The sequence below is a fragment of the Veillonella sp. T11011-6 genome (genome assembly GCF_002959755.1).
Lineage (GTDB): Bacteria > Bacillota > Negativicutes > Veillonellales > Veillonellaceae > Veillonella.
This window is the reverse complement of record NZ_PPCW01000004.1, coordinates 364,969-387,893: the sequence shown is the minus strand read 5'-3', so window position 1 is coordinate 387,893 and position 22,925 is coordinate 364,969. Positions and strand designations below refer to the sequence as shown.

General features: G+C 41.0%; 17 protein-coding genes. All 17 read left to right on the top strand.

The genetic code is table 11. From position 1 onward, the window contains the following. Positions 1-6: 6 nt before the first annotated feature. Positions 7-1,638 (top strand): glycosyltransferase family 39 protein, encoded by a 1,632-nt coding sequence (locus tag VRHSUH10_RS06420; RefSeq protein ID WP_105089876.1) that lies wholly within the window; start codon positions 7-9, stop codon positions 1,636-1,638. 437 nt (positions 1,639-2,075) lie between these two features. Then, positions 2,076-3,029 carry an ABC transporter substrate-binding protein gene (locus VRHSUH10_RS06415; protein ID WP_105089875.1) on the top strand — a complete coding sequence of 318 codons (954 nt, stop codon included), beginning with the start codon at positions 2,076-2,078 and terminating at the stop codon, positions 3,027-3,029. 10 nt (positions 3,030-3,039) lie between these two features. After that, entirely contained in the window at positions 3,040-3,792 is a 753-nt protein-coding gene (locus VRHSUH10_RS06410) for an ABC transporter permease (protein WP_005381247.1), read from the top strand. Between the two features lie 11 nt (positions 3,793-3,803). Then, on the top strand, positions 3,804-4,577 hold the full coding sequence (locus VRHSUH10_RS06405; RefSeq protein WP_105089874.1) for an ABC transporter ATP-binding protein: 774 nt from the start codon (positions 3,804-3,806) through the stop codon (positions 4,575-4,577). A gap of 464 nt (positions 4,578-5,041) precedes the next feature. Continuing rightward, complete coding sequence (locus VRHSUH10_RS06400) at positions 5,042-5,833, top strand: uracil-DNA glycosylase (protein WP_105089873.1); 792 nt, start codon at positions 5,042-5,044, stop codon at positions 5,831-5,833. A gap of 55 nt (positions 5,834-5,888) precedes the next feature. Further along, on the top strand, positions 5,889-6,965 hold the full coding sequence (locus VRHSUH10_RS06395; protein ID WP_105089872.1) for a DUF805 domain-containing protein: 1,077 nt from the start codon (positions 5,889-5,891) through the stop codon (positions 6,963-6,965). 384 nt (positions 6,966-7,349) lie between these two features. Continuing rightward, positions 7,350-9,485 carry a ribonuclease J gene (locus VRHSUH10_RS06390; RefSeq protein WP_233187085.1) on the top strand — a complete coding sequence of 712 codons (2,136 nt, stop codon included), beginning with the start codon at positions 7,350-7,352 and terminating at the stop codon, positions 9,483-9,485. A gap of 196 nt (positions 9,486-9,681) precedes the next feature. Next, a complete protein-coding gene (locus VRHSUH10_RS06385; protein ID WP_105089870.1) occupies positions 9,682-10,641 on the top strand; it encodes a DUF2232 domain-containing protein in 960 nt (319 codons plus the stop codon). A 16-nt stretch (positions 10,642-10,657) separates the two neighbouring features. Then, positions 10,658-12,685, top strand: coding sequence for a DHH family phosphoesterase (locus VRHSUH10_RS06380; RefSeq protein WP_105089869.1), 2,028 nt, complete (start codon positions 10,658-10,660; stop codon positions 12,683-12,685). Beyond that, positions 12,682-13,128, top strand: coding sequence for a 50S ribosomal protein L9 (gene rplI / locus VRHSUH10_RS06375; protein WP_105089868.1), 447 nt, complete (start codon positions 12,682-12,684; stop codon positions 13,126-13,128). Before VRHSUH10_RS06380 ends, rplI begins: the two co-directional genes overlap by 4 nt. Before the next feature lie 69 nt (positions 13,129-13,197). Further along, a complete protein-coding gene (gene dnaB, locus VRHSUH10_RS06370; protein ID WP_105089867.1) occupies positions 13,198-14,556 on the top strand; it encodes a replicative DNA helicase in 1,359 nt (452 codons plus the stop codon). A 337-nt stretch (positions 14,557-14,893) separates the two neighbouring features. Then, positions 14,894-15,652, top strand: a complete 759-nt coding sequence (locus VRHSUH10_RS06365; RefSeq protein ID WP_105089866.1) for a DUF3969 family protein — start codon at positions 14,894-14,896, stop codon at positions 15,650-15,652. Between the two features lie 197 nt (positions 15,653-15,849). Beyond that, complete coding sequence (locus tag VRHSUH10_RS06360) at positions 15,850-17,133, top strand: DNA repair protein (RefSeq protein ID WP_105089865.1); 1,284 nt, start codon at positions 15,850-15,852, stop codon at positions 17,131-17,133. A gap of 80 nt (positions 17,134-17,213) precedes the next feature. Next, on the top strand, positions 17,214-17,546 hold the full coding sequence (locus tag VRHSUH10_RS06355) for a YolD-like family protein (RefSeq protein ID WP_060923691.1): 333 nt from the start codon (positions 17,214-17,216) through the stop codon (positions 17,544-17,546). Between the two features lie 172 nt (positions 17,547-17,718). Further along, entirely contained in the window at positions 17,719-19,251 is a 1,533-nt protein-coding gene (locus VRHSUH10_RS06350) for a glycine betaine ABC transporter substrate-binding protein (protein WP_105089864.1), read from the top strand. A 254-nt stretch (positions 19,252-19,505) separates the two neighbouring features. Continuing rightward, the gene (locus VRHSUH10_RS06345; protein WP_105089863.1) at positions 19,506-21,638 is read left to right on the top strand and encodes a heavy metal translocating P-type ATPase; all 2,133 of its coding nucleotides are present in this window, start codon (positions 19,506-19,508) and stop codon (positions 21,636-21,638) included. A gap of 303 nt (positions 21,639-21,941) precedes the next feature. After that, on the top strand, positions 21,942-22,895 hold the full coding sequence (locus VRHSUH10_RS06340; protein ID WP_105089862.1) for a magnesium transporter CorA family protein: 954 nt from the start codon (positions 21,942-21,944) through the stop codon (positions 22,893-22,895). Positions 22,896-22,925: the final 30 nt, after the last annotated feature.

Here is a 22,925-nt window from a genome sequence, read left to right as displayed (position 1 = left end):
CCCCTTATGAAACTTTCACGATTAACGCCAGTCGTATTTATTGTATGGCTCGTTTTTTATTTGTTTGGCAATAATATGTTGCCTGTTACCGATCCTGTTGAATCCAACTATGTATTAACTGCTAAAGAAATGGTTCTCTCTGGGGATTGGTTGTCGCCTCAAATTTACGGTACCTATTGGTACGATAAACCGATTATGATTTATTGGCTCATCGCTCTTGGATTTAAAGTCTTTGGTATCGCCGATTGGGTAGTTCGTTTACCAAGTGCTATCTTTGGCGCGTTGTCTGTGGCGACCATGTATCAATCGACGCGCACTATGAGTGGTAAGTGGGCTCTTGGCTTAATTGGGGCCGCTGTACTTGGTACATCCCTCATGTTCTGGACCGTAGCCCATGGCGTCATTACGGACATGGTGCTATTGTATACGACGATCATGGTCATGATTTATTCCTATAAGGGTATGGTGGAGCAGAAACCACATGCTATGATTGTGGCCTATATCTTTGCGGCCCTCGGGGTGCTCACAAAGGGGCCTGTGGCACTTGTTTTGCCAGGTATGATTTTGCTCGTCTTTGCCGGTATCAATCGCTCTTGGTCAATGGTGAAAGCCATCTTTGACTGGCGTGGTATCCTTGCTTTTTGTGTAGTCTGCTTGCCGTGGTATGTGTATATGTACAGCGTTCATGGTCAGGATTTCATCAATGGCTTCTTAGGGCTTCACAATGTAACACGGGCCACTCAATCTGAACATCCTGAAGATAATGTATGGTGGTATTACATCGCAATCTTCCTAGGTGCATCTATGCCGTGGACTGGTGCCGTTATTTACGGTATCATCGATGGCTTTAAACAACGACATACTGGGTTTATTTATAATTTAACTTGGGGTGTAGGCATTCTTTTATTCTATACCTTAATGGCTACAAAATATCCTTTATATACATTCGTCAGCTTAGTTCCATTTAGTGCTATTGGTGCTATGGGCGTTATGAAGATTATACGTAAAGGTAAATCGAGAGCTATAAAATGGGTTATTATGGGGCCTACATTACTCTTATGGATCGCTTACGTTGCGGGCTCATTCTTCGCACCGTGGGGCTTCTATTTCTTGCTCTATGTTGTGGTGGCTGTAGCCGTACTCCTTTTATTCCACGCATGGTATACGAAAAAAGGGTATCGCCTTGTTAGTATTATTGTCCTAGGTACTATGGTTATTTCCTCCATCGTTGTTGTGGAAGGTTTAGAACCATTTGTAAAACAGCGTAGTAATATTGATGTAGTGCCTGTTGTAGACTCTTATGATGGTGATATCTATTACTACAACGGGTATAGTACAGCTGCTGTATACTATACAGGTCATAAGATTATTAAGATTAACGGTGATGAAAGTCGCTGGGACGATCGGGATAAATTGAAAAAGCGCAGTGCTGAATGGTCCAAGAAATATCTTATGGAACAAGTTGACGAAGAGGAGTTTAACAAGATTATCGCATCTGGTAAACCTGTGATGTTAATCGTTCCAAAAGGAGAGATTAAGCACTTCCGTCAATCTTCTATTTATCCAAATGTATCTGAATCTAGCGAAGCAGGTACATCCGAGGTATATGTATTAAATAAAAAGACTTTGTTCAAGTAAATATATACATATGCAATATCAGTAAATATATACATATGCAATATCAGTAAATATATAGAGTATAACTAAATATATATGAAATAACTTAATACAATGTGTGAATAGACGCATATAAAAACAGGTAGTATCCGATGGATACTACCTGTTTTGTATTTCGTGCGTATCTTTTGTTTGTTTTGCTATTAGCTAGTAGCTACTATGCTTATTGTTATATGTGTAGTAGAGTGCCTATATTGATACTTTTCGCGCCTAAATAATAATACCTACAATATTACTGTGTTTTATTGACAGAATTAATACATATTGTTATAGTAGGGTATAAATAAGTTTAGAAGACGAGGTATTCTAAAGCCAGATTTCATCTAGGTTTTAGAAAAGTGCGAAAAATGACATGTGTCAAAAACGCCCCTTGTTGTGAGGTAGAAAGAGGGGAAGTTATGAAGAAGACCTGGTATCTAATCATCGGAGTGGTTCTCTTGGTTATTGGCTGCATAGCATATGGTTATTATGAACACCATAAACCAAAGACGGCACAAGAATTAAAGACTGTACGCGTAGCCTATTTACCAATTACTCATGCATTGCCAGTATTTGCTACAAAAGAGTTGGAAACGGCAGATGGTCCTGTACATGTAGAGCTTGTTAAATATGGATCTTGGCCAGAGCTTATGGATGCGTTAAATACTGGTAAGGTAGATGCCGCAGCTGTTCTTGTTGAACTTGGTGTAAAGGCTCGTGAACAAGGCATTGATGTTCGTGCTGCTGCTCTTGGTCATACAGAAGGTAATATTATCATCGTAAATAAGGATATTAACTCCGTTCAAGATTTAAAAGGCAAATCCTTTGCTATCCCTCATAAACAATCTACTCAAAAAATTCTCGTGGATTGCATGCTTGAAGAAGCGGGTCTTTCTGAAAAAGATGTACAAATCGTAGAAATGAGCCCTCCAGAAATGCCTTCTGCTCTATCGGTAGGACAAATTGCTGGGTATAGTGTTGCCGAACCATTTGGCTCTCTAGCCATTGAAATGGGAACTGGGAAGGTCTTCGAAGATCCTGACCATCTCTGGCATGATAATATTTGCTGTGCTCTTGTGTTTAATGGTCAATTCGTCGATGAACATCATGACTTGGCAAAAGCTTTCACAAAAGCCTATCTCGATGCAGGTGAATACCTAGATGAGCATCCAAAGGCACAAGAAGAGATTTCCTTAAAGTACATGAAGTTTAATGACCCAGTTATTGAACGTTCCCTCAAGGTGATTGGGTTTAAAGATTTAGCCCTTACAGAGGACCGTTATAATGCGCTTGTGCATCACATGACACATATTGATTTAATCAAAAAAGTGCCGGCCTATTCAGAGTTTGTAGATCAATCATTGTTACCATAGGAGGGGGACCATGAAGAAATATACATATGTGCCAGGTTCATTTATCGCAGCTTGGCTAATTTGGGAGTTAATCGTTTGCCTCGGCGGTTTTAATGAAGCGCTATTGCCAACGCCGTATAAGGTGTTGGTCGGCTTTGGTGAACTCATTGGAGACGGTGTCCTCTTTAAGGATATTGCAGATAGTTTAGTACGGTTCTTCATTGGTTACATCATTTCTGTTGTGGCTGGTGTATTCTTCGGCCTTATCTTGGGGTGGTATAAGGGGATTTGGAACTACATCAATCCAATCGTTCAAGTCATTCGACCAATTTCTCCTGTGGCGTGGTTGCCCTTTATCGTTCTCTTCTTCGGTATCGGCCAAGCACCAGCTATCGTTATCATCTTTATCGCAGCATTCTTCCCGGTACTATTGTCCACCGTGTCTGCTATTCAAAATATTGACCCTGTGTACATCAAGGTAGCGCGCAACTTTGGCATTAAACAGCCTGAACTGTTATTTAAAATCGTGTTGCCTGCCGTATTCCCTGGCATCGCATCTGGTCTTCACATTGCCCTTGGTACGGCGTGGATTTTCCTTGTAACAGGCGAAATGGTAGGCTCCCAAACAGGTCTTGGCTTCCTCATCATCGATATGAGAAATAACTTGCGTAACGACCTATTGATGGTAGCCATCTTGACCATCGGTTTCGTTGGGCTTTTACTCGATTGGGGCGTATCCCTCATCGAAAAATGGATTTACAAACGTTGGGGTATTGAGAAATAGGAGGTGGCCTCATGGGTTACATTTCGGTGCGCAATGCACACAAGGAATTTATGAAAGATGGGGAACCACTCACCATTCTTGAAGATATTAATTTAGACATTGAAAAAGGCGAGTTTATTTGCCTCTTAGGTCCTTCTGGTTCTGGTAAAAGTACGCTATTAAATGCTATGGCAGGCTTTGAGCTCGTTACATCTGGTTCTATTACTATCGACGGCGAAGAGGTGAAAGCCCCTCAGCTCAGATATGTAACAGTATTCCAAAACTATGGCTTGTTGCCATGGCGTACAGTAGAAAGCAATATTGAGCTTGGCCTTGAAAGTAAAAAGGTACCTAAAGAGGAACGTCCTGCTATTATCGATAAATACGTTAAGATGGTAGGTCTCGACCATGCCCGTAATCGCTATCCTGCAGAACTATCTGGGGGCATGCAACAACGTGTATCCATCGCTCGTGCACTAGCTGTTGATCCAGATATTATCTTCATGGACGAACCATTAGGCGCACTTGATGCACTAACACGTATCAACTTGCAAGACGAAATCTCTCGTATCTGCCGTGAAGAAGGCAAGACGGTTGTATTCGTTACCCACGACATTGAAGAAGCCGTAGTTCTAGCGGACCGCGTTGTAGTACTAGCAGCAAACCCAGGTCGAGTACAAACTATTATCCCTGTAAACATCATCGATAGAACCGACCGTACATCGCCGAACTTTGTTAATATACGGAACCACATCTTCGAACAATTCCAATTGGCAAAAGAAGACAAAATCGAGTTCTATATTTAGTTTTATATATCAGTTATATACATCTCAAAATAAACACTCAAGAACTTTTCTGCTTGGGTGTTTTATAATAGACAAAATCCTAAAATAATGTATACTATAAGTAGCTGAAGGATTATAAGAATTCACTGTTAGCACAAAAAAACTCCCTCAAGAACGGCGAAATACTTGAGGGAGTTTTTTATTGCTTATGGTCGTCTAAGCTAACGGGGTTAATCACCATGAAATTTCCTATCTAACCACTTGCAAATGAGATAGCTGGTCACATTTACCATGATAGGAACTAGAAGAATTATAAGAATATCTTTCACTGGTGCACCTCCCTTCTGTACCTGTTTCCCCAGAACGGAGTGGTGACATCTTGATTGTAGTACATATGACTATATATTTCTTATGCAATTCGTGTAATTATCATGTATAGTAGATATATATCGGTAATAACATATGAAATTTAAATTGGAGGCTGTATGTCTTTATTTGAGTTAGAGAAGACCTTGTCTTTTGATGAATATATAGGGTCCTTTGATACAGAGCGCGTAGAGAAGGTGCGCGGTTTTGTAGATTGGCTCTCCCAGTATTCGGGTAGTCTTGTCCATAATCCTTGGGGTGAGGTTAATCCTGATTTAGAGATTGTCACAATGGGCTTTGATGCGGCACAGGTGCGTCGAGATAATTTGGTCGCTTATTTATTGCCGCGCTTGGGTCAAGCTGAGGTCTTTGTAGTGGCTGAGGCAGTAGGATACCAAGGAGGACGCTTTACAGGGATTGCCATTACTTGTGAAAGAATGCTACTAGATAAGCACAAGACCATTCGTGCGAAGGATATCACGACTATTCAGTTGGAACGTACTAGTTCACCTACTAGCTCTTTGTTAAAAGGAACACAGCAAAAGGATGGTTTTAATGAACCTACTGACACTGTGGTGTGGAGTGCTATTGTTGAAAAGGGCATCAATCCTTATGACACATTGCTATGGAACATATTCCCGTTTCACCCACATAAGGATGGAAATCCATTGACTAACCGCACACCTACGGATAGAGAACAACAACTAGGTTGGGAATATACAAAACGCTTGTTGGATTTACATCTTGAACTCGGTGGTGTAGAACCTCTCGTGCTCGCAGTAGGGCAAAAGTCTGCTGATACAATGGGCAAATTTGGTCTGGCTGCTATTGGTTTGCGGCATCCCGCAAATGGTGGAGCTAATCTCTATCGACAAGGATTTGCTGAGGCGGTAGATACCTATTTAAAATAATAGGTGATTGAGATTATTAAAATAATAAAAGATTGAGAGTTTCGGAGAGAAGTTTATGAAACGTTATTGTGATGCTTGCCGTCATTATTGTGATGAGGCGGCTATGTTTTGCCCTACCTGTGGGCAGTATACAGTGGCAACAGAGGTGGAGCGTATCGCGCCAGAAGGCGATGTAATCTATCCTTTCGCCCATTACCAAATGAGTTATAAGGATACATTCCTCTATGTAATGGGAAAAAAGTTTATGGATACGGATGGACGTGCCTCTCGTAGAGAGTTTTTCCAGTTTCTATTGTTGTGGCATATTGCTATTGTCGGCTTGCTAGCAGTATTTTATGGCTTAACAGCCATATTCCATACGGGTCCATATCTAATCGGATTAGCAGGTCTTATCGTTGCCATACTCAGTTTAGTTTCCTTGATGCCTTTGGCTGCGTTATCTGTACGACGCCTCCATGATACGGGTAAAGGTAGTGCTACATTGTTGCTGTTTCTCATTCCCTTTGTAGGACCACTGATCGTATTAGGATTATTATGCTTAAAAGGTCAGCCTCAAGACAATCAATATGGTAGTGCGTTGCAGCATCTTGTTATAGACAAGCGATTGGCATCTATTATGAAAGTATCTCCTACGAGCAGTGCTCTCACAACACGCGTTCTTGTAGGTATACTTGTGGTTGTAATTTGTGTATTTGGTGTATCTTTACGTTCGATGGGCCCAGCTAATGAAGTATTCCCTGACGGATGGCTTACAAACTCTATCGTTGGTGAAGGCAGTGCAGAAGCGGCGCGAGCTGCTGTACAAAATTATTTTGATGCTGTAAATAACAAGGATTATGATAAGGCTTTCACCTATATCATTAGCCAAGCTAGTACAAATTCGACAGAAAAACAAAAATGGCTAGCATCTATGAAACAAGCGCCAAAGGTAGATGTAGTGTCCTTAGGTGCTACACGGGTGAGTCGCACAGGAGACTTGAAACGTATTGTTTTTGAGGCGAATCTACAAACGACAACAACAGGCGCCGGAATTGTGGAAGCTACGCCGATGAAGCGCTATATTTCTGTTATCGAAGAAAATGGTGCTTGGCGGATTGAAGGTTTTTACAAAACTATGCCAAAAGATGATTAAAACTATACTTTAGCGTTAACAAGGGGGCTCCCCTCTTTTGTTAACGCTATTTTTATGTTACAATAACAGTAACGTATGAAAGCGAGGCTTTCATCAAAATCGATCGGATTATATTGCAAGACCCATTGGATAGGAACGAAGAGAACGTACCCGTCGCGGCTGACATGTCTAATGATGGCAATATACTCATTTGCTATGGCAAATGGTCACAACAACACTAGGAACGGCAAAAGTTGATAGCGCATTTTTGCGCCCATTTGACGAGACGCTAGTATTTTAGCGCCTTTTTCTTTGTGTGGCCTCCATAGCATAGATCAATTCAAGTGATAGGTGAGAAAAGAAACTATGTTAAATAAAATAATGAACAAAATTTTAGGAGGAACTGTGAATACAACAGATAATCAGGTTACTGCACAAGTGAAAGCAGAACCAACAGTAGCGAAAACTGCTACTCGTACAGCTGCGGCTGAAGGCGAACATAAACAAGCTCGCCGCCGCACTAATACACGTCGTCCTGCTGGCGAAGGTCGTACTCGTCAACATGCAGCAGGTGAAGGTGAAGGAACAACACGCCAACGCCGTACAAATACTCGTACAAATGCAAATGGTGGTCGTACTAATACGACACGCCGTACAAATACACGTCGCAATGCTGAACAAGGTGAAGGTCAAGAACGTACAGAACGTAAACCTTGTCAAACTCGTGCACCACGTGGTGAACGTAGTGAAAATACACGCAATACGCGAACTAATAATGGTCGCAATGGTCAAAACCGTAATAACAACCGTCCAAATAATCGTTCCACAAACCGCAATAATCAAGAGGCTCTTGTGGAATTAGTCGGTCGTACACCAAATGGCGCTAACAAGGGTAAATTCCAAATCATCCCATTAGGCGGCCTTGGCGAAATCGGTAAAAATATGACCATCTTCCAATATGAGGATGAAATCATCGTTCTTGATGCGGGTCTTGCGTTCCCTAGCGAAGATATGCTTGGCGTAGATATCGTTATTCCTGACATGAGCTATATCATCGAGAATAAGGACCGCGTAAAAGCAGTCGTTATCACGCATGGTCACGAGGACCATATCGGTTCCTTGGCGTACCTTATGAAGGAAATCAATTGCCCAGTATATGCAACAAACCTTGTTTGTGGTTTGATCGAAGGCAAATTCAAAGAGCATAAAGTATCTCCAAAATGTCTTCGTACGATTGCAGCAGGCGATGAAGTGCAAATTGGTCAAGTTAAGGTTGGCTTTATCCAAACCAACCACTCCATTCCTGACTCCTGCGCTGTGTACTTCGATACACCAATCGGTACTGTACTTCATACAGGGGACTTTAAAATCGACCAAACGCCAGTTGATGGTCGTTTGATGGATATGCACAAATTTGCTGAGCTCGGTAACAAAGGCGTATTAGCGTTGATGTCCGACTCTACAAATGTTGAAAAACCAGGTACTACAGGTTCTGAAAGCTCCGTAGGTCCTGCTATTAAACAAGCTGTGGGTGAAGCGAAAGGTCGCGTTGTATTGGCTACATTCGCATCTAACGTATCCCGTATTCAACAAGCTATTGATGCAGCAGTTATGTATAACCGTAAGGTTGTCGTTATGGGCCGCAGCATGGTAAATGTTACAGAAATCGCTCAAGAACGCGGTTACTTGAACATTCCACCAAATACAATCATCGACGTAGATGTAATGCACAACTACACGGATGATCAAATCATGATCTTAACAACAGGTTCTCAAGGCGAACCGATGGCAGGCTTGTCCCGTATGGCTACTAGCAATCACCGTACTGTAGAATTGGCACCGAATGATACTGTTATCATCTCTGCTACACCAATTCCTGGTAACGAAGGTGCTGTAGGTAGAACTATTGATAACTTGCTTCGCCTAGGTTGTCATGTAGTATATGGTAAGGATCGTGGTATCCACGTATCTGGTCATGCGAGCCAAGAAGAGCTTAAAACAATGCTTAACCTTGTTCGTCCAGAATACTTCATCCCAGTTCATGGTGAGTACCGCATGTTGCGCCGTCATGGTGAACTCGGTGTTGCTATGGGCGTAGATCCTAAGAAAGTCCTTATCGGCGACAATGGTCAAATCTTTGAATTCGATAAAGATGGTGGTCGTAAAGCCGGTCGTGTACAAGCTGGCGCTATCTTCGTAGATGGCCTTGGCGTTGGTGACGTAGGTAATATCGTTATCCGCGACCGTCAACAATTGGCTCAAGAAGGTATGGTTATCGTTGTTATGGCGATGGACAAAGCTTCTGGTACAATCGTAGCGGGTCCAGACCTCGTATCTCGTGGCTTCGTATACGTACGCGATGCAGAAGAACTTATGATTGCTGCAGAACATCGTGTAGACCAAGTCCTTGAAGAATGCGAAATGCAACGTATTAAAGATTGGACTACTATTAAGCAAAACGTACGTGACGCGTTGGGTAAATTCTTCTATGATAAAACTCGCCGTCGTCCTATGATTTTGCCGATTATTCAAGACGTATAATCAAATACAATATATGAAAGTACCGCACCTCAAGGTGTGGTACTTTTAACATTTTAAAAAGGACCTATGAAATCTACTATAAATAGCGGTGTTATCGCATTTGTCTACTACATAGGGTATTTGAAGTTACCTTTTTAAACTGTTATAATTAAAAGATACCAATTAATCTATCTTCTTTTATTTAGAATGGAGATTTATGAAACAAACAAATACAAGAGCGATGGTAGAGACAGCATTTGTATCGGCCATCGTTGTTATGTTAACCATAGTAGGTTCTACGGTTCCTATCCTCAGTTTGTTGGCAACCTTGGTTGCGCCAGCTGGGATTGCAATCATTGGTATCCGTTGGGGCAGCCGATATAGTTGTGCTGCATCAGTGGTAGCATTCGTTCTTGTTTCCCTTTTAGTAGGCCCATTAATGGCAATGGCGACCATCTTGGCATATTCCTTGCCTAGTATTTTCCTCGGTGAAGCTTTCAGAGCCGATTGGTCCTTTGGTAAGCTCATCGTTATACCAGCTATTGCACTTACGTTAACGAGCCTCATCGGGATTCTCGTGTCTGCAGGACTTACATCCTTTGATTTATCTCAGATTAATCATATGATTGATGTAGACCTTAAGAATGCTATTATTGAGTCTGTGAAACAGCAACCTATGACACAAGAGCAAATGAATGAGTATATTAACCGCTTAGATTTTGCTTTTGATCAAGCAAAGCGTATGCTGTTAGCATACTGGTTTGCTGCCAATGTAATCGTAACCTATATTTCAGCAAAGCTTGTATGCTATATTGGTCGTCGCACTAATAGTGTTATGCGTACATTGCCAACAATGGATACATGGCGCATGCCGATTTGGGGTGCTGGTGTATTAGCAGTAGGTATTATCCTTGCTTATGGCGGACAGTATTTAGGCTATGCTAATGGCATTCTTTCAGACGTAGGCCTCAATATTGCCTTATTTGGTGGCATGATATGTGGTCTAAATGGCATTACATGTTTGCTATCCATTATGAAGTCTTATAACTTGGCAGGCCTCTTTAAGTTTGCTATTATAGGCTTCTTGTATGTGATGAGTCCTATGGCACTTGTTATATATGGTATTTTAGATATGTTTTTAGATATGCGAGTACGTTTCCAAAAACGTAGCTTGTAACAGAAAGGAGGCCGTTATGAAATCCTTTCAACGAAAATGGGAAGGTTTAGAAGTTACCATTATTACCGTTATCGTATTGTTGTTATTATTGCTGGCCTATTTGAACTGGGCTGTCGCAGTTTTAGCATTAATTATCGTAGTAGCGGCATATTTGGTAAACTACAATACCCTTCATAACCGGCGTCGTTTAGCAAGAGAACAGTTTGGGGCGATGATGAAAAACGTCACACAAGCTTCTAACTTTGCTTTACAAAATTTACCGATGGGCATTGTCCTTGTTAATAAACAAGGCACCTTGGTATGGAATAATAGCGTCTTTGCAGACTGGGTTACAGTAGACTGGAATAAATTCCAAAAAATGTCTGCTCTATTGCCTGGATTCCGTATCGATAAAATCTGGGGCAAATCCGGATATATGACGGAGAAATATGATGAAAGATATTTCCAAATTATCTATAAATTCATCGACCCTCGCGATACGCGACCAGATATTCATAGTGAAGATGAATTGGCTGAACATGCAGTAATGGCTCTGTACTTTAAGGACATTACGGCTCTCGAAAAGGCCCGCATTAAAGCTGAAGAGGATCAGCCTGTATGGGGCATGATTCAAATCGATAATCTCGAAGAATTGACTAAAGGTCTTAGTGACCGTGAGTATACTAGTGTTTGGGCAGATATTAACAATATTATTATGGATGAAATTGACCGCTATGAAGGCTTTATCCGTAACTTCCAAGACGATATGTATACCTTTGCTATTTCTCGTGGCGCCCTTCATGAGATGGAGGAAAATGGCTTTAAAGTGCTTGAACGCATTCGTAAATTGCCTTCTCCTCGTCAAGTGCCAGCTACGATTTCTGTGGGGATTAGCGAGAATGTAGGCTCTGTAAAAGAGGTGTCTAGTCGTGCTCGTGCTGCCTTAGATATCGCATTAGGTCGCGGTGGTGACCAAGTGTGTATTATGGATGGTGAAAGTACCCGCTTCTTCGGTGGCAATACAGCTGGCGTCGAAAAGAATACGCGCGTTCGTGCTCGTGTGGTATCACAAGCTTTACATGAGCTTATGCTTGATTCCGATAAAATTCTTGTAATGGGTCATAAACGTGAAGACTACGATGCATTAGGTGGTATTATCGGTGTTGTAGCCATTGCACGTACCTTGGGTAAAGAATTGCGCATCGTGCTTTCAAAAGAAACGAGCGCCATCGATAAAATGGTGACTGTTCTTAAAGAAGATGAGTTCTGGACGGAACATATTATCACCCCTGATGCAGCAAAAGCGTGGGTAGATGCGAATACGCTCACTATCGTATGTGATACGCATCGTCAAGAAATGGTAGCCGCTCAAGAGGCTCTTGAAATTTCTGAACGACGCATCGTTATCGACCATCACCGTCGTGCAGCGGACTTCGTAGAAAATCCATTGCTTACGTACTTGGAACCAACGGCGTCATCTACATCTGAGCTCGTAACAGAGCTTGTACAATACGCAGGTGGTGGCGTAAAACTTTCAAAAGCTGAAGCTACAGGTATTTATGCGGGTATCGTACTTGATACGAAGAACTTTGTTCAACAAACTGGTGCCCGTACCTTTGAAGCGGCAGCATTCTTACGCCGTGCAGGGGCGGATATTGAAAAGGTTAAACAATTATTTATTGAAACCTTCGATTCTATCCAATTGCGTGCTAAAATGGTATTTGAAGCCAGTCGAACTGAAGGGATTGCTATTTCTGTAGCACCTGAAGGTTTGAAGGATATGATGGCATTAGCTGCACAAAGTGCGGATATGCTCATCAGTAATGAAGATATTGAAGCAGCCTTTGTACTTTACTCCTTGAATGACGGCGGTATCGGCGTTAGCGCTCGATCCAAAGGCAAGGTAAATGTACAGGTTGTAATGGAAGCCTTGGGTGGCGGCGGTCACAGAACTGTGGCTGGTGCCCAATTACAAGGTATGACAATAGAGGAAGCGAAGAAGGCTATCTTAGAGCATGCTCTTGAAGCCCTTCATTCCGCTGAGAAAGAGGAGGAAGAACAATGAAAGTAGTATTGTTAGAAGACGTTAAAAAGGTTGGTAAAAAAGGCGAAATCGTTGAAGTTAGCGATGCATATGGCCGTAATGTATTGATCAAAAAAGGTCTTGGCCTTGAAGGTACAGCAACTAACGTAAATAATGCGAAACAAAAACAAGAATCCATCGCTCACCACAAAGTTGTAGCGAATGACGAAGCTAAAATCTTGGCAGCTCAATTGGCTAAGGTTGAAGTAACTGTAAAAGTTCGCATGGGCGAAGAAGGTCGCGTATTTGGTTCTGTTACTGCAAAAGACATTTCCGATGCAGCTAAAGCGCAATACAAAGTAGATATCGATAAAAAGAAAATCGAAATCAAAGAACCATTGAAAACATTAGGCGTGCATGACGTACTCGTTCGTGTTCATCCTGAGATTACAAGTACTATCAAGGTTAACGTAGTAGCTGAATAATAGTGTTCACCATGCTCTTTGAGTATGGTGAATTCTTTTATCCATAGTGGTTTTGTAAAGGGGATTATCATGGATGTACGCATTCCACCGCATAATCTAGATGCGGAAAAGGCCGTTTTGGGGGCTTTGTTAACGAATGGATCCAACTCGGGTGCTGTTGTTGATACAGTGACGAGTATTCTAAAATCTGAAGACTTTTACCGCGATGCGCATCGTATTATTTATGATGCCATCTTAGAAATCGTGCATGCTAACAAGACGGCGGACTTCATCACCGTAGGTGAAGAATTAGACCGCCGTAAGCGACTCGATGCGGTAGGTGGTCTTGCTTATATTACATCTCTCGCCAATGAATCTGTATCCTACAATGTAGAGGAACATGCGAAGATCATCAGCGAGAAAGCTCAGTTGCGCCGTCTTATCGATGCAGGGAATAAAATCGTAGGTATGACGTATGCTGGTGAAGATGAGCCAACGGCTATTCTTAACAAGGCAGAGCAAATGGTACTAGACGTAAGTGGTCAAACACAGTCTGAATCATCCTTTGCGCCTATTGGTGAGGTAGTATTATCTAACTTAGATAAGCTAAATGCATTGCAACAGCATGATGGTGCTATTACAGGCGTGCCAACGGGCTTTAAGGACGTAGACCATGTATTTAATGGTTTACAAAAATCTGACCTCATCCTCGTAGCAGCTCGTCCTGCGATGGGGAAAACGGCTTTCACCTTGAACATCGCTCAAAACGTAACGATGTTGTACGATAAGACGGTAGCATTCTTCTCTCTAGAAATGGGCAAGGAACAGCTCGTTGGTCGTATCCTCTCCTCCGTGGCAGGTGTAAGCTCTGAAAAGTTGCGCCGTGCGAATATGGACCCAGCTGATTGGGAAAAGGTTATCGCTGCGGCGGATCGCATGAGTAAATCCAAGCTCTTTATCGATGATACGCCGGGCCTTACCGTACAAGATATGCGTTCTAAACTGCGCCGCCTCAAGGTAGAGCATGGTCTCGATCTTGTTATCGTCGACTATATCCAGTTGATGCAAGGCCGTAACGGTGGCAAGGGCAGCGAGAACCGTCAACAAGAGGTGTCTGAAATCTCTCGTAACCTCAAATTGATCGCCCGTGAGTTTAACGTGCCGCTCATCGCCTTGTCTCAGTTATCGCGTAGTGTTGAAAGCAGACCAGATAAACGGCCTGTGCTTTCTGACCTTCGTGAATCTGGTTCCCTTGAACAAGATGCGGATATTGTTATTTTCTTGTACCGCGATAAATATTACGATGAAAACTCCGAAAAAGGGGACAACGCAGAAGTCCTTATTCGTAAACACCGTAATGGTTCCGTCGGCACTGTGGAACTTCAATTCATCGGAGAATTAACACAATTTAGAGACGTGGAATTCCGAGACATGGGACCGGAACAATAATGAAAACTATCGGGGCGTGCCTATATTGATGGGGCCCCGTAACATAGCTACATTTTAACTAAAAAGAAAGGACTATACTTCTTTGCTCCTCGTGACCTGATGTCGCTGCATAAGTATAGTCCTTTCTTTTTATCACTGTACATATGAAGGTGTCCCATCAATATAGTGGCACTAGATAGTTTTCGTTGTATTGTTGGAAGAACTGGGAATAGAAGTTTTGGGGTATGTTAGTAGAAAATAAGTCTTATTAAAGTGTATAATAGTACTAGATAGATTTTATTAGTGTCGTACAATATGTAAGTATTGTGAGATGGAATATAAGGTTTCCATCCTATGTATGATGAATTTAACTATTAGTGGAAAACGAAATATTGAATTTTATTTGTTGATGGTTGGATTAGGTGCTGCAGAGGCTTATAAATATAATCGTATTAGTCTAGGTGTATTTGAGAGCCTGCATTATCATTTGTCCATGATAGATTTAATTGATGAATACCAGTTGTCAAAGGACTTAAGGGAGATTGTTTTCCAAGGTATGGGCATGGAAGATATTGTTGATGCAGCAGAGTGGTTTGAAGACTTTGATTGGGAAGGTCATTTGCGTGATGCGATAGATTACTTGGAACTAGATTGTGTATCTAGATTAATGGAACCCTCATATCATACTTGTATTAATGATTTCACCTTGTTTGATGTACCTAATACGGATAGTGTTGATCATCTCTATATTTCTTTTCTATCTCATTATAGTTTTGAGCAAATTATGATGATTTTTATGCTAGGGTATACAGTGTTTTTGAGTGAGTTAGGTGAGTATTGCGTTGATGCCTTTGATACTTTTAAACGTAACTACCTTACTACTCTTCGAGCTATAAACTGTAATCAGTCCGAGGTTTTAAGTGAAGCTCTTGAATTATTTGATTCTTGTGATAATCGGAAAGATTTTTTGAGCAATAAACGACAAGAATTGTGGTTAAGAAAGATTTCTATAGATCTTAGGGGGCATTTTTGTAGGCTTAAAGAGACTAGCATGGATTATAGAAGTGAAAAGGGATTAGTTTATTATAGAAGTCCTAAAGAAACCATATTGGGTTAAGTTATATGCGTACTTAAGAGTACCTACTATTAGATTTGATGTCTAATAGTAGGTACTCTTTTTATTTTTTATGTTCAAAATTTACTGATATAATAACAAACATATGTTTGAAAATACTCAGTATTTTTGTTATACTAATCATAGAAATTATTCTTCTTGTAAAATCTAGTGATTTAGCGGTTTAAGGAGGTGTTGATATGGGTTCAGCTGATACGGATCGGATGTATATGTGCATTGATTTGAAGAGTTTTTACGCGTCTGTGGAGTGCGCTGATTTGGGGCTGGATCCGTTTACAACGCCTTTGGTAGTGGCCGATGGGTCTCGTGGCAAAGGGGCTATTACGTTGGCTATTTCACCGGCCTTAAAAAAGTTAGGCGTTAAGAATCGCAGTCGTCTTTTTGAGATTCCTCCGCACATTGAATATTTAACGGTAAAGCCCCATATGAAGCGGTATATGCAGGTATCCGCTCAGATTTATGGGACCTTGCTCAAGTATGTGGCACCGGAGGATGTGCATGTGTACTCTATCGATGAGTATTTCATTGATATAACTCCTTACTTGCCACTTTACAAGAAAACGCCTCGTGAGCTAGCGCAGATGTTACTTGATGCAGTGCTCAAGGCGACTAACATTTATGCTACTGTTGGAATTGGAACGAATTTATTCCTCGCCAAAATTGCTCTCGATATCCTCGCAAAACATGCACCTGATTTTATAGGGTATCTTGATGAAAGCCTCTTTAAAGAGAAAATTTGGTATCATCAGCCGTTGACCGATATTTGGCAGATTGGTAAGGGTATAGCCAATCGTTTGCACAAGTATGGCGCTTATGATTTACATGGCATCACCATGGTGCCAGAGGCTAAGTTATATAAGGAGTTTGGCATTAATGCAGAGCTCATTATCGATCATGCTTGGGGCCGTGAGCCGTGTACGATTGCAGATATCCATGCGTATCGTCCTATTAAGCATTCTATCTCGCATAGCCAGATTTTGTTGCGTAACTATACTTACGAAGAGGCGTACGTGCCTATGCGAGAAATGGTGGAGTCCTTGGTATTAGAGCTTTTACAAATCAAAGGGGTTACGAACCATATTCATGTTCATATTGGCTATGCAGATGATATGGTGCGCTCTACTGGAGGTTCTAAAAAGCTTAAACAGTACACTGATTCGTTGCAAACATTAACGACGGCAGTAATTAAATTATATGAACAACATTGCCATAAAAATGAACTTATACGGCGTATAGGCGTAAGCTTTGAGGATTTAGTCAATCGCTCTGCTATACCTCAGGAGGTAGATTTATTCAGCTCTCTTGCGACGGAGGAAGAGGAAAAGGAGCGGCAAGTACATGAGGCGATGTTATCTATCAAGGAGCAGTTCGGTAAAAACTCTATTTTACGTGCCTCTAGCTTGCAAGATGAAGGGACAATGCGCTTTAGAAATACCTTGGTAGGTGGCCATAATGGGGAATAAATAGTGTAATGGATACAATGGCAATTGAACGAAGAATACAATTGAAAATAGATTAGTCGCATAAGGGGAGGTATACATTAATGAAACATCGTATGTCTCGTTTGCAACGAGCAAAACAATTTATGCCCTTTGCGGCATTAAAGGGATTTGAAGTATTACTGGCAGCTGTGGCACGGCCTAAAGAGCATCGTGTAGAGCTATCGGAGGATCAAGTAGATGAGTTAAATAAGGTTTTACAGACTATACATTGCGGAGAATGGGTGCGAATTGTTTACTACAATAAACAAAGATATACAGAGCTTATAGGGGCTGTTGATATGATTAGTGCGCAAATGCAAATTATATCTGTTCAAGGCATAGATATTCCCTTTAGATCTATTAAGGAATTGAATCTGTATGATATGACAATATAAAGAGTTGTCTTTATATATGGTTTAAGGGCTAGAGTTAAGGTGTGATTCGGTATACAATGATGAAAAGGGTTGTAATTTAATTATATTCTCGTATAAAAATACCCTATATGATTAGCTGTTATATGACTATATATACTCTTTGTATTGTTTTATGAGAAAGGCGGTATCTGTAATGCATGAGGTCATATCATTACTTATCAATCGCTATGATTTTTTCCTCCAGTTGTTATGGGAACATATAGAAATTTCAGTATTAGCTTCTGTTATTGCTACCATCATCGGTGGATTATTGGGTGTGTTTATATACGAATATAAACGGCTAGCTGCGCCCGTTATGGTAGTGGTTAATTTCCTATATACGATTCCATCTATATCGATGTTAGGCCTTTTGTTGTATGTATCGGGTGTTGGTAATACGACCGCTATCATTGCATTGGTTATCTATGCCTTATTACCGATGGTACGAAATACATTTACTGGTCTTAACCAAATTGATCAATCTATGTGTGAAGCGGGAATTGCGTTAGGGCTTACGCGGATTCAACGTTTGTGGAATATAGAGATTCCCTTGGCCATGCCAACTATTATGGCTGGTATACGGACTATGCTCGTTATGACCATTGCCTTGACAGGTATTGCATCCTTTATTGGTGCTGGTGGCTTAGGTGTGGCGATTTATAGGGGGATTACAACGAATCAAAGTGCTTTGACAATTGCAGGCAGTCTACTGATTGCCCTATTAGCCATTACCGTTGATGCTCTCTTTTCTCTAGGTGAAAGAGTAACGCGTATTAGCCCTCATATGAAGCGCTATACGATTATATTTGTTTCGATTATGATGATAATTGCGATGGGTATAGGTGGCTGGGCTATGTATTGCCGTCATGTGAAGACTGATGTTATTCATATTGCAACGAAGCCTATGACGGAACAGCTTATTTTGGGGAATATCTTAAAAGAATTAATCGAGAAGAAGACTGATTTAACCGTAGAGGTTACAGAAGGTGTCGGTGGTGGTACATCAAATATTCAACCAGCTATGCTTTCTGGCCAATTTGATATATATCCTGAATATACTGGTACGGCTTGGTCTGCTGTGCTAAAACGTACAGATACGTATGATGAAAGTCTATTTAATGAGCTTTCACAGGCCTATAAAGAGAAATATAATTTTGAGTGGGTCGGCATGTACGGTTTTAATAATACCTATGGCATAGGAGTGCGTAATGAAATTGCTCAGAGTTATGGCGTAAAAACGTATTCGGATCTTGCTCGTATAGCACCATCCCTAACATTAGGAGGGGAATATGATTTCTTTGGACGTGAAGATGGCTATGCTGGATTACAACGCGTGTATGGCATGAGTTTTAAAGCTACTAAAGATATGGATATAGGGCTAAAATATACGGCTATTGGTCGTGATGAGGTGGATGCAATGCCGATATTCACGACTGATGGTCAATTAAGTATTACACCGATTACGGTGTTACAAGATGATAAACATTTATATCCATCTTATATGTCTGGTAATGTGGTGCGTAGCGAAGTATTGATTGCTCATCCTGAACTGCGCCCTGTATTAGAAAGTTTGAATCATACGATTACAGATCAAGAGATGGCGAAGATGAATTACGCCGTTGAAACGGAACACCAACTGCCAGCTGATGTAGCACATAAATTCCTGGTAGAACGAAATTTGATATAAGGTGAATATAGTTAGAACTAAAGTAAATAAAATTTGATATATGTTGAATATGATTTTGTATTGACATTTAATCTCCTTTGATGTAATATAAACATATGAACAGATATTCATATAAATAAAATATCTGATGAAAAATGTTTAGGAACATATATAACAAGATATGAAACAAGATATGTCTAATAAGTATTAGAAAAATATTACCTATTAATTTACAATACAGGATAGAAGATTTCACTATTATCAAAGGAGATATCATGGAAGAAACATTGCTATTGAAGGATTTGAACTGTCCGAACTGCGCAGCAAAAATTGAAGATCGTATCCGTAAAATGGATGTGGTAGAGACTGCAAATTTCACACTTGCTACACATCAATTAAAATTAACCGGCTCTTGGGAAGACCGTGAAGCTCTTAAACGTGACATTCAAGACATTTGTGATACCATCGAAGAGGGCGTAACCGTAGCAGATTATGAACGTAAATCTAAAGCGGCTATGAATGATCATGGTTCTGACCAGGATCGTGGTAGTGATGCTGTAACAATTGCAGTCATCGTAGCAGGCTTGTTATTTATGATTTATGACGTTTTGTCATCCTTTGTCCCATCTATCAGCTTGCCAGAGAGTATTGAGACTCCAATTTACTATGTTGCGTATATTCTTCTTGCGTTCCCAGTATTGCGCATCGCAGGTCGCAATATCTTAAAAGGCCAAGTGTTCGACGAGAACTTCTTGATGTCTATCGCTACATTGGGCGCTATTGCTATCGATGCATTGCCTGAAGCCGTAGGCGTTATCTTGTTCTACCGTATCGGTGAGTTCTTCGAAGAAAAAGCAACTGATCGTAGTCGTACAGAAATCATGAACGCTGTCGATATGCGTCCTCAAGAGGTGCGGGTTGTAGATACAGACTGCGGTGGTGAAATCGTAGTTATGGCTCCTGAAAAGGTTGAAGTAGGCTGGACTATCGAAGTTCGTCCTGGCGATTTAATTCCTCTAGACGGCACAGTGCTTGAAGGTGAAACACGCGTTAATACAGCGCCTGTAACAGGTGAACCTGTACCTGTTCGCGCCGTACCTGGCACTCAACTTATGTCTGGTTGTATCAACGAATCTGGTCGCATTACAATGCGTGTAGATAAGGTTCTTGAAGAATCCATGGTTACTAAAATTCTTGATGCCGTGGAAAATGCAGCATCTTCTAAACCTAAAATCGACCGTTTCATTACGCGTTTTGCTCGCGTATACACTCCAATCGTTGTATTCCTTGCTCTTGCTGTTGCCATTATTCCATCCCTTATTACAGGTGAATGGCATAAATGGATTTACACAGCCTTAACATTCCTCGTTATTTCTTGCCCATGTGCATTGGTGCTTAGCGTGCCACTTGCATTCTTCTCCGGTATCGGCAATGCGTCTAAACACGGTATCTTATTAAAAGGTGGTCGTGTTATCGAGGCATTGGCTAATGTGAAAGCCGTAGCTCTTGATAAAACTGGTACCATCACATCTGGTGAGTTCAAAGTTCACAGCGTAGAAACTGTAGGCTCTCATGTAAGTTCCAGTCAATTGTTATCCATGGCGGCAGCTATTGAAGCCGTTTCTACACATCCAATCGCAACAAGCATCGTGTCTGAAGCAAAAGATCAAGGCCTTACAGTGGAACCTTCAGATTTCGTTCAAGAGTTAGCTGGTGAAGGTATGGTAGGTATGACTGATGGTCAACAAGTACTTATTGGTAACCGTCGTCTTATGGAACGCTATAATGTTCAAGGCTATCCAACAGAAGCTGCTGAATATGGCACAGAAGTTCTTGTTGCAGAAGGCAATACATACTTAGGTCGTATCATCATCGCCGATGAAGCTCGCCCAGACTCTGCTGAAGCGATTGCTAATCTTAATGGTCAAGATATTAAAACTGTTATGCTTACAGGTGATGCTGAAGCAAGTGCGAATTACATCGCTAAAGAAACTGGCGTAAGTGCTGTACGTGCTCAGTTGTTGCCTCAAGATAAATTGTCCGTTGTACAAGATATTCGCTCTGAATATGGTCCAACTATGTTCGTAGGGGATGGCATCAACGATGCTCCAGTACTTGCAGGTGCTGATGTAGGTGGCGCGATGGGTAGTGGTGCTGATGCGGCTATCGAGGCAGCAGATGTTGTGTTCATGCGTCCATCTTTGACTGCTATTGCACATATCCTTGACTTGTCCAAAGCGACATTGCGTGTAGCATGGCAAAACGTTGTATTCGCTATTGCTGTTAAAATCCTTATCATGGCGCTTGGCCTCATGGGCTATGCATCCATGTGGTGGGCAGTATTTGGTGATACTGGCGTATCCATCCTTTGTATCTTGAACTCTGTTCGTATCTTGCGCCGCAATTAAGTGAAAGCAGAGTTTATATCTCTGTAGAGGAACGAAATAAATTACATTCTCCTGATCTGAATGATTAGGGTTGATATAAATAACCTCTAGGTTAGTAACTGACTAACTTAGAGGTTATTTTATTGTGTGGATTAAACATTTACGATACTTTTACTATATACATTTGTACATCATAAATAGACATAAAACTGTATATGTATGTTCTAGATACACAAAACTTTCACAATTGAATTGAATAATAGCTATAAAATAGTATATAATTTATTAGATGATTACTATAAGTTCGTTGGAAGGAGGGATAGCATGATTACGGTGTATAAACATATAGAAGAAGAGTTAGTTTCCGATAGCACTGTATCAGATGCCACAAAAGGTTCTTGGGTAAATTTGGTGAACCCAGACCCCGATGAGTTATCCCTTATCAATATTTTGACGGAAATCCCAACGGACGTTTTAAAGACCGCTCTCGATATGGAAGAACGTTCTCACGTGGAGTTAGAGGATAACTACATCTTTATCGTTATTAATATTCCGGTTATCCGCGGTAACGATATGTATGATACAGTACCGCTTGGTATCTTCTTGACGCCAGACTTCTTCATTACCATCTGCTTAGAAGAGTCCGAAGTATTGTATCCATTTATTTCTAATCAGATTTCTACGTTCTATACATACAAAAAGACGCGTTTCTTGTTCCAAATCTTGTATCGTACAGCGACTATGTTCTTGCGTTACTTGCAACAAATCAACCGTCGTACCGACGATATTGAAATCCAATTGCGTCATACTACAAAAAATAAAGACTTCTTCCAATTGTTGGAATTACAGAAATCCATGACATACTTTACCTCTGCATTGCGCACAAATGGTACTGTTATGGAACGTCTATTGCGCTTGCGTGGCCATAGCTCCTATAAACACCTCCTCAAGATGTATGAAGAGGATGAGGACTTACTAGAGGACGTTATTATCGAAAATAAACAGGCCATCGAGATGGTTGAAATGTACTCTAATATCTTGATGAACATGATGAACGCCTTTACATCCATCATTTCTAATAACCTTAACTTGGTTATGAAAATGTTGGCTACTCTAACGATTGCCATGGCAGTTCCTACCATCGTATTTAGTTTGTGGGGGACAAACGTGCCATTGCCATTCCAAGAGGATCCAAATGGCTTCTATGAGGTTGTAGGCATTGCACTACTTTGCTCTATTATTGCCATTATTGGGATGTGGAAAAAAGATTTGTTCTAATTTTTGAGAGTTAGTTGAATGCTTAATTCC